10 protein-coding genes and 1 pseudogene are annotated in these 14,002 nt (G+C 72.9%); 8 read left to right on the top strand and 3 right to left on the bottom strand.

Translation table 11 applies throughout. The annotated features are described in order from the left end of the window. Positions 1–101: 101 nt before the first annotated feature. On the bottom strand, positions 102–287 hold the full coding sequence (rpmB, locus tag ACZ6BB_RS29890) for a 50S ribosomal protein L28 (protein WP_013000438.1): 186 nt from the start codon (positions 285–287) through the stop codon (positions 102–104). A 301-nt stretch (positions 288–588) separates the two neighbouring features. On the opposite strand from rpmB, the gene ACZ6BB_RS29885 reads away from it, so the two are divergent. Continuing rightward, on the top strand, positions 589–2,271 hold the full coding sequence (locus tag ACZ6BB_RS29885; RefSeq protein ID WP_471618239.1) for a DAK2 domain-containing protein: 1,683 nt from the start codon (positions 589–591) through the stop codon (positions 2,269–2,271). 99 nt (positions 2,272–2,370) lie between these two features. Here the strand turns inward: ACZ6BB_RS29885 and ACZ6BB_RS29880 are convergent, their stop codons facing one another. Continuing rightward, positions 2,371–5,304, bottom strand: a complete 2,934-nt coding sequence (locus tag ACZ6BB_RS29880) for a tetratricopeptide repeat protein (RefSeq protein ID WP_471618322.1) — start codon at positions 5,302–5,304, stop codon at positions 2,371–2,373. An 8-nt stretch (positions 5,305–5,312) separates the two neighbouring features. Further along, complete coding sequence (locus ACZ6BB_RS29875) at positions 5,313–7,166, bottom strand: HSP90 family protein (RefSeq protein WP_471618238.1); 1,854 nt, start codon at positions 7,164–7,166, stop codon at positions 5,313–5,315. A gap of 195 nt (positions 7,167–7,361) precedes the next feature. Here ACZ6BB_RS29875 and recG point away from each other — a divergent pair, with 195 nt between their 5' ends. From recG to rnc, 7 genes and pseudogenes are all read left to right on the top strand, one after another. Further along, positions 7,362–9,599 carry an ATP-dependent DNA helicase RecG gene (gene recG / locus ACZ6BB_RS29870; protein ID WP_471618237.1) on the top strand — a complete coding sequence of 746 codons (2,238 nt, stop codon included), beginning with the start codon at positions 7,362–7,364 and terminating at the stop codon, positions 9,597–9,599. Between the two features lie 190 nt (positions 9,600–9,789). After that, positions 9,790–10,380, top strand: a pseudogene (gene rsmD, locus ACZ6BB_RS29865) (16S rRNA (guanine(966)-N(2))-methyltransferase RsmD); the annotation flags it as partial. A 26-nt stretch (positions 10,381–10,406) separates the two neighbouring features. Then, positions 10,407–10,886: a pantetheine-phosphate adenylyltransferase gene (gene coaD, locus ACZ6BB_RS29860; RefSeq protein ID WP_013000432.1), complete on the top strand. Its 480-nt coding sequence runs from the start codon at positions 10,407–10,409 to the stop codon at positions 10,884–10,886. 89 nt (positions 10,887–10,975) lie between these two features. Beyond that, positions 10,976–12,049 carry a cell division initiation protein gene (locus ACZ6BB_RS29855; RefSeq protein WP_471618321.1) on the top strand — a complete coding sequence of 358 codons (1,074 nt, stop codon included), beginning with the start codon at positions 10,976–10,978 and terminating at the stop codon, positions 12,047–12,049. A 153-nt stretch (positions 12,050–12,202) separates the two neighbouring features. Beyond that, positions 12,203–12,847 carry a YceD family protein gene (locus ACZ6BB_RS29850; RefSeq protein WP_471618236.1) on the top strand — a complete coding sequence of 215 codons (645 nt, stop codon included), beginning with the start codon at positions 12,203–12,205 and terminating at the stop codon, positions 12,845–12,847. 2 nt (positions 12,848–12,849) lie between these two features. Then, entirely contained in the window at positions 12,850–13,023 is a 174-nt protein-coding gene (gene rpmF, locus ACZ6BB_RS29845; protein WP_007493396.1) for a 50S ribosomal protein L32, read from the top strand. A gap of 19 nt (positions 13,024–13,042) precedes the next feature. Further along, positions 13,043–13,855, top strand: coding sequence for a ribonuclease III (gene rnc / locus ACZ6BB_RS29840; protein WP_471618235.1), 813 nt, complete (start codon positions 13,043–13,045; stop codon positions 13,853–13,855). Positions 13,856–14,002 lie beyond the last annotated feature (147 nt).

Raw genomic sequence — 14,002 nt, 5'->3', positions numbered from 1 at the left:
CTGTACGCGGATCCGAGTACGGGTACGGCAAAAAGCCGGCCCACCTCACGGTGGACCGGCTCTGAGCAGCGAACCAGCAGTGGCCGCGCGCTGGCTGAGCGTCAGCGCGAGACCTTGCCGGCCTTGATGCACGAGGTGCAGGCGTTCACGCGCTTCGGCGTCCCGCCGACCACGGTACGCACGCGCTGGATGTTCGGGTTCCAGCGACGGGACGTACGGCGGTGCGAGTGCGAGATGTTGTTGCCGAAGCTCGGCCCCTTGCCACAGACGTCGCAGTTGGCAGCCACGGGTCACTCCAAAGACTTCAGATGCGCTTACGGTTGATCCCGGCATGCCGGAATCACGATCTCATCGACTGGGATCCGAGTGGCGTTGCCAGGGGGAGAGTCCGGTCTGGATCATCGATCCGAATCGGACAACCGGAGCAGCATACAACGACTGCGTCCGCACAACGAAACTACCATGGCTGGTCGGGGCCTCGTCCCGGCCCTCTTACCGGCGGTCACCACCGCCGGTCTACGCTGCGTGCGGCGTGCGGCGTCCCCCCGGGTCCCACGTCCAGCAGCCAAGCAGCTCAAGGAGGCGCAGGTGCCGCAGGTGCCGCAGACATTCTTCGATGCTCTCGCGGTACGCACCTGGTGCGGACTCGCGCTGGCGGCGCTGGGACGCGCGCGCGAGGAGATCGACGCCATCAACGTGTACCCGGTGGCCGACGGCGACACCGGCACGAACCTCTACCTGACGATGGAGTCGGCGGCGGCGGCCGTGGAGGCGGTCTTCGCGGGCCACGAGACCGGCGCTCCGGTGGGAGCGGGCAGGCCCACCCTCGCCGAGGCGGCGCGGGCCATGGCGCACGGGGCCCTGATCGGGGCCCGGGGCAACTCCGGAACGATCCTCGCCCAGCTCCTGCGGGGCATGGCCCAGGTGCTCGCCGACGACGGTGACGCGGTTCACACCGACGGCCCGGGCCTGCGGCTCGCGCTGCGGCACGCCGCCGACTCCGCCAGGGACGCGGTCGCCCACCCCGTCGAGGGCACCGTCCTCACGGTCGCCTCCGCGGCGGCCGACGCGGCCACCGGTACCGAGGGCGACTGCGGCACGGTCGCCCGCGCCGCCTACGAGGGCGCCGGTACGGCCCTGGCGGGGACGCCGGGCCAGCTGGCGGCCCTGGCCCGCGCCGGCGTCGTGGACGCGGGCGGACGAGGTCTGGTGGCGGTGCTGGCGGCGCTGGTGGAGACGTTCACGGGTGAGGCGCCGAGGGAGGTGGCCGGTGCCGGGGGGCAGGCGCCCGTGGCCCGGGCCGCGGAGACCGCGGAGGTGTGCGCGGACGACCAGCCCGGCGCGGGCGGCCCCGCGTTCGAGGTGATCTACCTCCTGGAGGCGCAGGACGCGGCCGTGGCCCGTCTGCGGAGCCGGCTGGACGCCCTCGGCGACTCGCTCGTCGTGGTCGGCGGCGACGGGCTGTGGAACGTGCACGTGCACGTCGACGACGCCGGCGCCGCCGTGGAGGCGGGCGTCGAAGCCGGGCGGCCGTACCGCATCCGGATCACGCACTTCGGGGCCGGGGACGCCCATGTGACCGGCGAGGCCGGGCGGCCGCCGCGCGAGCGCGCCCAGCGGGCCGTCGTGGCCGTCGTCCCGGGCGAGGGGCTGGCCGGGCTCTACGCCGAGGCGGGCGCGACCACGGTCCTGGCCCGCCCCGGGGAGCCGCCCGCCAGCGGCGAACTGGTGGATGCCGTACGGCGTGCCCACGCGCGCGAGGTGGTGCTGCTGCCCAACGACGCGGACCTGCGGCACACCGCGGCGGCCGCCGCCGAACAGGCCCGCGCGGAGGGCGTCCGAGTCGCCCTCATCCCGACCCGCTCGGCGGTGCAGGGCATCGCCGCCCTCGCCGTCCACGAGCCCGGCCGCCGCTTCGACGAGGACGTGGTCTCCATGACGTCCGCCGCCGGCGCCACTCGCTACGCCGAGGTCGTCATCGCCGAACGCCAGTCCTGGACCATGGCCGGCATCTGCCAGGCCGGCGACGTCCTCGGCCTCATCGACGGCGATGTCGCCGTCATCGGCTCCGACGTCACACTGACCGCGGCCGCGGTGGTCGACCGGATGCTGGCCGCCGGCGGCGAGATGGTCACCCTGGTCCTGGGCGACGAGGCCCCCGCCGAGGTCGTCGACCACGTGGAGACCCGGGTACGGGAGTACCTGGCCGTGGACACGGTGGTGTACCGGGGCGGCCGGCAGGGTGCCCTGCTGCTGATCGGCGTGGAGTAGCCCGGCCACCCGGGGGCGCCGGGCCCGGTGCTCCTTCGGAGGGGGAGAGAGAGGGGGGCGGCGGGGGCGCAATCCCCGGAGGCACCCCCACCCACCGGCTCAGCCCCGCGCCTCAGCCGCCACGACCAACCGCTCCGCCTCCGCCCGCCGTGCGCCCGCGGTCTCGTCCGCACGGTCACCGAACGCCGCCAGCACCCCCCGCGCCCGGACCGCCGCCGCCCCCGCCCGCTGCAGATCGACCTCCAGCCACCCCGCGGCGAGTTCGGCCGCGGACCACGCGTCGAGGAACTCTTCGCCCAGGGAGTCGTACACGGCCACCGCCCGCTCGACGAACCCGAGGGCCTCCTCGAACACCGGCCCGAAGGAGACGAGTTCCGCGTCCTCGGCCACGGAGCGGGCCAGCAGATCACCGAACTGCCGGTAGGTCTCACCCAGTTCCGCGACGATCCGCCGCCGGTTCTCCTCACCGCTCACGTCCGACAGGGCCGCCTCGCAGCCCGCCACCGCGTCGCCCATCAGCTCCCGGGCCTCGTCCGGGGCGGAGCCCTCCGCCCCCTCGCGGCGCTCCCGCGCCGCGTACCAGGCACGCGCGCGCAGCGCGCGGACGTACCCGTGGACGTTCCCCAGCTCGCCCCAGAGGTCGACGGCACGGGCGTACGCCCGGTCGGCATCGGCGGGCAGCCCCGCGCGTGCGAGCGCTTCCGCGGTGAGATGGGCGAGCATGGCGTGGTCGTGCTGCTCGGGCCAGTGCCGGGCGATGTCGGCGGCCCGCAGCCACCGTTCGGCCGCCTCGCGGTGCTCACCCAGCTCGGTGTGGCAGTCGCCGAGCCACCACAGGGTCTGGGCGAGGGCTCCGTCCCCGTGCGTCTCGGCGGTGAGATCGGCAAGGGCGGACTCCAGAACCTCTGCCGCCTCCGCCCACCGTCCCAGCCGCAGCAGGAACCCGCCGAGCAGATGCCGGGCCCAGGCGCCGAGCGTCGGCCCCTCGCCCGCCTCGTCCGCCCAGTGCGCCGCCTCCAGGGCGTGCGCGAGGGCCGCCTCCACCCGGTCGTCGGCGCCGAGGAGTTCGGCCAGCTGGAGACGCAGCTGGGCGTGGCCCACCGGCTCCAGGTCCGGCCCGCCGTGCTCCAGCGCCGCCAGCGCCGCCCGCTCGGCCCTCGCCAGGTCCCCGAGTTGCTGAGCGACCCCGGCGAGCCGCGCCTCGTACTGCACCGCGAACCACGGCAGCCCGGCCGCCACGTACCGCTCGGCGGCCTCCGCGAACAGATCGGCGGCCGCCGCCGCGTCCCCGCCCCGCGCGGCCAGCTCCCCGAGCATCGCCCGCGCCTCCGCGGCCCGCGAGGCCAGCCGCAGATCCTCCTCGCGGCGCGGCTCGACGAAGGTCACCAGCTCGCGCACGGCGGCCTCGGCAGGGGGGACCGCGTCGGCGTCCTCGGTCTCGTGCATCCGCTGCACGAGTATCCGGGCCCGTCCCACCAGCACGGACGCCGTCTGCCGCGGACCCGTCCCGCCCTCCGCCCAGAGGGCGAGGATCCTCTCGTACGGCTCGGACATCAGGTCCAGGGCCCTGTCCGACTCGCCCGCCAGGGCGTGCACGCTCGCCCCGCGCGCGCGTGCCGCCAGCGCCTCGCCCGGGTCTCCGGCCTCCTCGTACAGCTCGGCCGCCCGTTCGAAGAGCGTGCGGCCCTCCGGCCCGAGGCCGATCGCCTCGTGGTCGACGATCTCCGCGCGGTCCCAGGCGTCCAGCTCCGCGCCCTCGGCCGCGGCGGCCCGCGCCACGGCCGCCCAGGCATCGACGGAACCGGGATGCAGGCCCGCGGAGAGCCGCCGCGCCTCCGCGAGGAGACCGGGCAGGCCCTCCGGCACGGCGCGGTCCTCCGTCCGCTCCACGGCGGCCGGCGGCCGGGGCGCCGGCACCGCGGCCACCGGCCGTGCCGTGCGCACGCCCAGCGGCAGCCGGTCCAGCAGCGGTGCCTGGTCCATCCGCTCCCGGACGAGGCCGCCGACGTACGACGTGCCGTTGCGCTCGTCGAAGCGGGCGGCCAGGGAGAGGGCCTCCTCGCGCGCGTGGGCGGCCAGTTCACGGGCGGTCCAGGTGCGCCCGGCGGGGCCGGGAACCGTCCGACCGGCGAACCCGCGCGCGGCGAGCCGGTCCATGAGCAGCGCCACCACGCTCAGGAAGTCCAGCTTGCTGCGCGGATCGCCGGAGTCCGTGAAATACGCCGGACGCTCCGCCAGCAGCTCCAGACCACGCGCCTCGTTGCCGGTCAGGGCACAGAACTCCACATGGTCCGCGTACGCGCCCCGCATGCTCTCCATCGCCCGCACCAGCCGGAAACCCCGCAGGTGGTGGGCCCGGGCCTCCTCGGGGCGCCCCAGCCGCAGCAGCGGCAGCAGGGAGGATGCCAGGACGGTGTGCGGCTCATGGGCGCACGAGTACGTGCCGTCCAGTACCGGCGCCCACAGCTCCAGCGCCTCGGCGTCCTCGCGCCGCAGGGCCCGCCACCAGCCCTGGCCGTGCAGCTCGCACGCGTGACAGTCGGCCATCGCGTCCCGGTCGGCGGCCAGCCACGCGTCGTACGCCCGCTCGGCCCTCGCCAGGTCGCCCACGTGCGCGGCCACGCTGAACTCGGCGTCGCGCACCGCCCGTTCCGAGTGCCCGGCGAGCCGGTAGCGGTGCTCCATCTCGCCGAGCCACTTCTCGATGGAGGCGAGCGGGACGTGCGGCTGGTTCAGCATGCCGGCCGACATCCACTTGAACACCCAGTGCAGGGAGTGGACCTCGTACTCGTCGAAGTCCTCCGGGTGCTCGTCCCACATGCGCAGCAGGCGCGCGAAGGGGACGAACATCTTGTCCTTCTCGGAGCTGTAGTTGTAGACCTTCAGCTGGTGCCCGAGCGCCTCGATCACGGCGAGCGGCACGTTCAGCCGCTCCGCCTCCGCGAGCAGCAGCTCCGCGCGCGCGTTGCGCGCGGGGCCCTCCGGCTGCCCGTAGTTCTCCGCCATGGCCCGGCGCAGTTCGTCGAAGTCCATGACGTCTCTCACGGGCGGCCGTCCCCCTCGGCGTGCGTGGCCCACTCCAGCAGGCCGATGAAGGCGCGGTTCAGCAGCGCCGAGTCCGCGGGCCTGAGCGGCCGCTGCGCCATCAGCAGGGCCTGCCCGTACAGGGACTCCGTGGCCGTGCCGATCAGCTCCCGGTCGGACAGCGAACCGATCCGCCGGATCAGTGGGTTGAGGTGGTTGAGCACCAGCTTCGCGCGCGGAGCACCGCCCCGCAGCGAGCCGAGGATGCCCGCCCACAGGTCGTCCGCCCGCTCCTCCGCCTCCGCGCGCGCCTGCTCGTGCCGGGCGGAGCGGTCGTCCAGGTGCAGCGCGGGCACCGACAGCGGATGGAAGGCCCGCAGCACGACATCACAGCCCAGGGGGTCGAGCCTGGCCCGCGCCGCCGACAGGAAGTCCGCCAGCGCGAGTTCCTCGTCCGGGTCTGGCGCGTCCAGGTGCGCCGTCACCGTCTCGGCGTCCAGCTCGGCGACCACCGTCCCAGGCCGCACCGACGGCAGCGCCTCGACCAGCTCGCTGTCGTACGTGTAGCCGCCGTTGACGACCCCGACGCCCTGCGCGGACGCGATCGGCGCCACCTGGCGGTACTCCTCGACCGTCCGCGTGAAGTGCACCACCGGGTGCCGCTGCGCGAACTCCTCCAGGGACAGCCGCCCGTCGGTCGTCTCGAACGGGAGCCACGGCAGCATCGTGCGCAGCATCTCCCGGTCGTGCCGGGCCAGCGACTTCACACCCAGGTGGTGCACCGACAGGAAGGCCGCCAGCCGCTCCGGATCACCGGCGGCGAGCCCCGTGAGCCAGCCGCGGATCCGCTCGCCCAGCGCCTCCCGCACGGCCGCCAGGGTCTCGTCCTCGTACAGCGACTCCCGCGACGCCGTGGGCCGCAGACTGTCCGTGTCGAGCACGCACCGCACGAAGAACGCCCAGTCGGGCAGGAGCTGTTCGGCCCGCTCGGTGAGCAGCATGCCCTTCAGGTGCACCCGGTGACTCGCCCGCTGGGCCGGGCTGACGGCGGCCGGCAGCACGTACGCCACGCCCCGGATCCCGGCCAGCGGCACGTTCAGCTCGATGGAGTCCAGCGGGGTGAACCCGAACAGGTCGTGACAGTGCCGGGCCAGGGCCACCCGCCGGCCGGCGGGGGAGGGGTACGCGCGGTCCCAGGGGGCCGGCAGATCGGTGACCGCCTCCTCGCCCACCCGGACGTCGTACGGCAGCAGCGATCCGAAGTCCCGCGCCAGGGTCAGCACGCGCGCGGGGGCGAGCCATTCGGCGGCTCCGGGCCGCGCGACCAGATGCACGGTCGTGCCCGGCTCGGGCCGCGCCTCGTCGGGCAGGGTCCGCACGGTGTACGAGCCGTCGTCGGTGGCCGTCCACTCCACCGGCGGGGCGTCCGGCGTGCGGGCGCTGCGGCTGACCACGCGGATGCGCTCGGCGACCACGAAGCACGCCAGCAGCCCGATGCCGAACTGCCCCAGGAAGTCCGAGCGGACCTCCTGGATGCCGCCGTCGCCGCGCTTGGAGCTGCGCCCGATCGTGGCGAGCAGGTCGTGCACGTCGGCCTCGGTGAGCCCGATGCCCGAATCCTCCACGCGCAGTGCGCCGCCCTCGGTGAACAGCCGCACCCGGGCGGGCGCGCCCGGCTGTTCGGCACGGCGGGCGGTGATCGCGTCCACGGCGTTCTGCAGCAGTTCGCGCAGGTAGACCTTGGGACTCGAATAGAGGTGGTGCGAGAGCAGATCCACCAGGCCACGCAGATCGACCTGGAACGTATGAGGCGACTGAGGCGCCGGAGAATTTTGGGGTGCCTGGGATGACTGTGAGGTCATTGAATCCATCGTCGCAGCGCCGGTGGAGGGGATTCTGGCGACGGCGGCGGGGTCGGGCGGTCCCGGGAGACGGTGACCGCGGACGGGAGGCGGTACGGGCCCTGACACGGCTGGGTCCGGGAGAGCGTCATCCTAGGCGCGAACGACCCGCCTGACCAGCGGATTTCAAGGACGTCTACGGGATTGTCAGTGCCGTGGTGTGCAATGGATCTCGTGCCCGCGCTCGAAGAACCGCTCAAGAACTCGCTCGGCGCCGCCACCGCGAAGGTGATGGCCGAGCACCTCGGCCTGCACACCGTCGGGGACCTGCTGCACCACTACCCCCGCAGGTACGAGGAGCGCGGCCGGCTCACCCGTCTCGCCGACCTGCCCATGGACGAGCACGTCACGGTGGTCGCCCAGGTCGCCGACGCCCGCCTGCACACCTTCGCCTCCGCCAAGGCCCCCCGGGGCAAGGGCCAGCGCCTCGAAGTGACCATCACGGACGGCAGCGGCCGCCTCCAGCTCGTCTTCTTCGGCCACGGCGTCCACAAGCCCCACAAGGACCTCCTCCCCGGCACCCGCGCGCTGTTCGCCGGAAAGGTCTCCGTCTTCAACCGCCGCCTCCAGCTCGCCCACCCGGCCTACGAGCTGCTGCGCGGAGAGGGCGACGGCGACACCGAGACCGTCGACACCTGGGCCGGCGCCCTCATCCCGATCTACCCGGCCACCGCCAAACTGGAGTCCTGGAAGATCGCCAAGGCCGTCCAGACGGTCCTGCCGAGCGCCCAGGAGGCCCGGGATCCCCTGCCCGAGTCGCTGCGGGAGGGCCGGGGTCTGGTCTCGCTGCCCGAGGCCCTCCTGAAGATCCACCGCCCCCACACCAAGGCGGACCGGGACAGTGCCCGCGACCGCCTCAAGTGGGACGAGGCATTCGTGCTGCAAGTCGCCCTCGCGCGCCGCCGCCACGCCGACTCCCAGCTCCCCGCCGTCGCCCGCCGCCCCTCGCCCGAGGGCCTCCTCACCGCCTTCGACGCCCGCCTCCCCTTCACCCTCACCGACGGGCAGCGGAAGGTCTCCCGGGAGATCTTCGACGACCTGGCCACCGAGCACCCGATGCACCGGCTGCTCCAGGGCGAGGTCGGTTCCGGCAAGACGCTGGTGGCCCTGCGCGCCATGCTCGCCGTCGTCGACGCGGGCGGTCAGGCGGCCATGCTCGCGCCCACCGAGGTGCTCGCCCAGCAGCACCACCGGTCGGTGACCGAGATGATGGGCGAGCTGGCCGAGGGCGGCATGCTCGGCGGATCGGAGCACGCCACCAAGGTGGTGCTCCTCACCGGGTCGACGGGTGCCGCGGGCCGCCGGCAGGCCCTGCTTGACCTGGTCACCGGCGAGGCCGGGATCGTCATCGGCACGCACGCGCTGATCGAGGACAAGGTGCAGTTCCACGACCTGGGCCTGGTCGTCGTGGACGAGCAGCACCGCTTCGGCGTCGAGCAGCGCGACGCCCTGCGCGGCAAGGGCAAACAGCCGCCCCACCTCCTGGTCATGACGGCCACCCCCATCCCGCGTACGGTCGCGATGACCGTCTTCGGCGACCTGGACACCTCGGTCCTCGACCAGCTCCCCGCCGGCCGCTCGCCCATCGCCAGCCATGTCGTCCCCGCCGCCGACAAACCACACTTCCTCGCCCGCGCCTGGGAGCGCGTGCGCGAGGAGGTGGAGAACGGCCACCAGGCGTACGTCGTCTGCCCCCGCATCGGGGACGACATCGACGAACCCACCGACCCGAACAGGACCGGCCCGAAGAAGACCGGCGGGAAGTCCCCCGAGGACGAGGCCGAGAAGCGCCCGCCCCTCGCCGTCCTCGACGTCGCGGACCAGCTCGCCAAGGGCCCCCTCCAGGGTCTGCGGGTCGAGGTCCTGCACGGCAGGATGCACCCCGACGACAAGGACGCGGTCATGCGGCGCTTCGCCGCCGGCGAGACGCATGTCCTGGTCGCCACCACGGTCATCGAGGTCGGGGTGAACGTCCCGAACGCCACCGCCATGGTGATCATGGACGCCGACCGCTTCGGCGTCTCCCAGCTCCACCAGCTGCGCGGCCGGGTGGGCCGGGGATCCGCCGCCGGTCTCTGCCTCCTGGTCACCGAGATGCCCGAGGCGAGCCCGGCCCGCCAGCGCCTCGGCGCCGTCGCCGCCACCCTCGACGGCTTCGAACTCTCCCGCATCGACCTCGAACAGCGCCGCGAGGGCGACGTCCTCGGCCAGGCCCAGTCCGGCGCCCGCACCAGCCTGCGCATGCTGACCGTCATCGACGACGAGGAGATCATCGCGGAGGCGAGGGAGGAGGCGGCCGCGGTGGTGGCGGCCGACCCGGACCTGGACCGGCTCCCGGCGCTGCGTACAGCCCTGGACGCCTTGCTGGACGAGGAGCGGGAGCAGTACCTGGACAAGGGCTGAGGGGGCGGCCGCGCCCGCACCGGGCAGCAAGGGCCGAGGGCGGCGCGTCCCGTGAGGAGCGCGGAGAACCGCGCGAACACCCCGGGGACCCGCGGTCGCCCATGGCGATCGGGCGGGCACCCGCCAGGCGCCCCCTCCCCCTCCCACCTGCCAGACTGGACCTGTAGCCGCCCCCTGCCGCAAGGACCCGAAGATGACCCGCGTGATCGCCGGCGCCGCCGGCGGACGGCGCCTCTCCGTGCCGCCCGGCACAGGCACCCGCCCCACCTCCGACCGCGCGCGCGAGGGCCTCTTCTCCACCTGGGAGTCCCTCCTCGGCGGCCCCCTCGACGGCGAACGGGTCCTCGACCTGTACGCCGGCTCGGGCGCCGTCGGTCTGGAGGCCCTCTCCCGAGGCGCCGGCCACACCCTCCTCGTCGAGGCCGACGCGCGAGCGGCCCGCACGGTCCGCGACAACGTCCGGTCGCTCGGACTCCCCGGCGCCGAGGTGAGAGCGGGCAAAGCGGAGCAGATCATCCAGGGCCCGGTGCCGGACGAGCCGTACGACCTCGTCTTCCTGGACCCCCCGTACGCCGTCTCGGACGACGATCTTCGGGAGATCCTGCTCACACTCCGTACGGAGGGCTGGCTAGCCGACGAAGCCCTCGTCACCGTGGAGCGCAGCACCAGAGGCGGTGAATTCGCCTGGCCGACCGGTTTCGACGCCATCAGGGCCCGTCGCTACGGCGAGGGAACGTTTTGGTACGGTCGCGCCGCCGCTACGTGCGAAGACGCACGATGACCGGACCGGAGAGCGAGGAATCCCAAGTGCGCCGTGCCGTCTGTCCCGGGTCGTTCGACCCCATCACCAACGGGCACCTCGACATCATTGGCCGCGCCTCCAAGTTGTACGACGAGGTCTATGTCGCGGTGATGATCAACAAGTCCAAGAAGGGCCTCTTCGAGGTCGAGGAGCGGATGGAACTGATCCGCGAGGTCACCGCCGAGTACGCGAACGTACGGGTGGAGGCCTTCCACGGCCTGCTCGTGGACTTCTGCAAGCAGCGCGACATCCCGGCCATCGTCAAGGGCCTGCGCGCGGTCAGCGACTTCGACTACGAGCTGCAGATGGCCCAGATGAACATCGGCCTGTCGGGCGTGGAGACCCTCTTCGTCCCCACCAACCCCACCTACAGCTTCCTGTCGTCCTCCCTGGTCAAGGAGGTCGCGACCTGGGGCGGCGACGTCTCCCACCTGGTTCCCCCGCTCGTCCTCGAAGCCCTCGGCGAACGCCTGAAGCGGGACTGAGCGGACGAACCTCCCCCGCTGGCCGTACAGTCGACCCGACCGTCTCCAACACAGTCGTAGAGAGTGGCGAGCACACGGTGGACCACACGGTGGACGTGCAGAAGAAGCTCGACGAGATCGTCTCGGTGGTCTCCGGCGCCCGATCCATGCCCATGTCGGCCTCGTGCGTGGTCAATCGCGCCGAACTGCTCGCCCTGCTCGACGAACTGCGCGCGGCCCTGCCCGACTCCCTCGCCCAGGCGAGGGAGCTGATCGGCGACCGTGACCACATGGTCGAGCGGGCCCGCCAGGAGGCCGAGCGGATCGTGGCGAACGCGCACGCCGAGCGCGGCTCCCTGATCTCCGACACCGAGGTCGCCCGCCGGTCCCAGAACGAGGCCGACCGCATCCTGGGCGAGGCCCGCCAGGAGGCCGAGGACGTCCGCGCCGAGGCCGACGACTACGTCGACTCCAAGCTCGCCAACTTCGAGGTCGTCCTCACCAAGACCCTCGGCTCCGTGGGCCGCGGCCGCGAGAAGCTCCTCGGCACGGGCCCCGGCCTCGACGAGCAGGGCTACGCGGACGAGGACGCCCCCGAGCGAAGCCAGGACCCCGAGACCCTGCGCAAGGACGCCGACGCCTACGTGGACGCCAAGCTCGGCGCCTTCGAGGCGGTGCTCGCCAAGACCCTGGAGGCGGTGGGCCGGGGCCGCCAGAAGCTCCACGGCCGGATCGCCACCGACGACCTCGGCGCCCTCGCCCTGGGCGACGACGGCACCTCCCCGCGACCCACCAGCGACGCCGACTACCTGGCCGATCTCGCCGCCCTCTCCGACACCCCCGCCCAGCAGTCCCGCCAGACGCCGGAGCAGCAGCCCTACGGCGGCCAGCAGGACGCGTACCAGGCGACGGCGTACCAGCAGGATCCGTACGGCGGCTACCAGCAGCAGTACACCCAGCCCCAGCAGGCCGCGGACCCCTACGGCTACCAGCAGGCCGACCCGTACGCGGCCGGCTACGCCCAGCAGCCCGCGTACGACCCGCACCAGGGGCACCAGGACCAGGCGTCGCAGGAGCAGCAGGGGTACGCGCCGCAGCAGGCGAACGTGCTCGACGAGACCAGCCTCTTCGACACCACCATGATCACGGCGGAGCAGTTGCGCCGGTACGAGCAGGGCCGCTGACCGCGGATTGGGCCGAGAGCGAAAGGTCCAGTATCCTGTCTCTTCGGTCGTGCGTGCGTTCATGCTGTCCGCAACTGACGCCCGCGATCGAGCGCTGCCCGGAACACCAGGGGTGGCGCCCTCCTCCGAGTTCCCCGAAGACCGAAAGCAGAAATGGCTCTGAACGCCCGCCTCGACCACCGCAACCCCCTCGTGTTCGACACACACGAGCTGGGCCGGCGGCCCGGTGCGCAACAGCGTCTGACGCGCTCGGTCGACGCTCCCAGGGATCTCGGGATCAAGGGGGTCGTCGGAGTGCCGGAAGGCGCCCCGGTGGAGATCGGACTCCGTCTGGAGTCGGTCATGGAAGGGGTGCTCGTCACAGGCACCGCCCGTGCCGACGCCAAGGGGGAGTGCGTAAGGTGTCTGGAGCCGGTCGAGCTGGAGCTCGAAGCGGACTTCCAGGAGATGTTCTCGTACCCCGACGCCGATGAGCGGGGCCGCGTCACCGCGGAACCCGACAGCGACGCCGAGGACGACGAGGACAGGCTCTTCCTCGAGGACGGTCTGTTCGACCTCGAACCCGTGCTGCGCGACGCGGTGGTGCTCGCACTGCCGATGCAGCCGGTGTGCCAGGACGACTGCCCCGGCCTGTGCTCCGAGTGCGGAGCCCGGCTGGCGGACGACCCGGACCACCACCATGACGCCGTCGACATCCGTTGGGCGGCACTGCAGGGACTCGCCGGTTCACTCGAAGACGGCGAGAAGGACGAGTTGAGCGGCGCCGAACCCGGTGTCGACGAGAAGCAGGAGAAGTAGCCGTGGCTGTTCCGAAGCGGAAGATGTCGCGCAGCAACACGCGCCACCGCCGGTCGCAGTGGAAGGCTGCGGTCCCCACCCTGGTTGCGTGCGAGCGCTGCCACGAGCCCAAGCTGCAGCACATCGCGTGCCCGTCTTGCGGCACCTACAACAAGCGCCAGGTCCTCGAGGTCTGAGCGGCTGGTGAGAGGCTCTATGTCTGACGCCAAGGCGGAGACCAACGCCAAGAAAAAGGCGGAGAACACAGCCTCGTCCCACACGCTTCTGGAAGGGCGGCTCGGCTACAAGCTCGAGTCCGCCCTTCTGGTGCGTGCACTGACCCACCGTTCGTACGCGTACGAGAACGGCGGTCTGCCCACCAACGAGCGCCTGGAGTTCCTCGGGGACTCCGTGCTCGGCCTGGTGGTCACGGACACGCTGTACCGCACCCACCCCGACCTGCCCGAAGGCCAACTGGCCAAGCTGCGGGCCGCGGTGGTCAACTCTCGTGCGCTGGCGGAGGTGGGCCGCGGGCTCGACCTCGGCTCCTTCATCCGGCTCGGCCGCGGTGAAGAGGGCACGGGTGGCCGGGACAAGGCATCCATCCTCGCCGACACCCTCGAAGCGGTGATCGGCGCGGTCTATCTCGACCAGGGGCTCGACTCGGCGGCGGAGCTGGTGCATCGCCTGTTCGACCCGTTGATCGAGAAGTCTTCGAACCTCGGAGCCGGCCTGGACTGGAAGACCAGTCTCCAGGAGCTCACCGCGACCGAGGGGCTCGGTGTGCCCGAGTACCTGGTCACGGAGACCGGCCCCGACCATGAGAAGACCTTCACAGCTGCCGCCCGCGTCGGAGGCGTCTCGTACGGCACCGGCACCGGCCGCAGCAAGAAGGAAGCGGAGCAGCAGGCGGCCGAGTCCGCCTGGCGTGCGATCCGCTCCGCGGCGGACGAGCGGGCGAAGGCGGCGGCCGAGGCCGCGGCCGCCGCTGACTCCGCGGACGCACCTTCGGACACCGCCCCGGCCTGACACCGAGGGCTGCCGCCCCCGGGCCCCCGCGAGGGGACGCGGGGGCGGCTTCGGTGTGTTGTCGGGTGCGGGTCCGGTGGGCCTGAGAAGCACGGGGCGCAGCCCCTGCTTTTCAGGGGCGCGGGCAACTGCGCGACCAGCCCCCAC

The sequence above is a fragment of the Streptomyces sp. NPDC041108 genome (genome assembly GCF_055592645.1).
The sequence above is the reverse complement of the archived record's forward strand: the minus strand, read 5'-3'. Positions and strand labels throughout refer to the sequence as shown.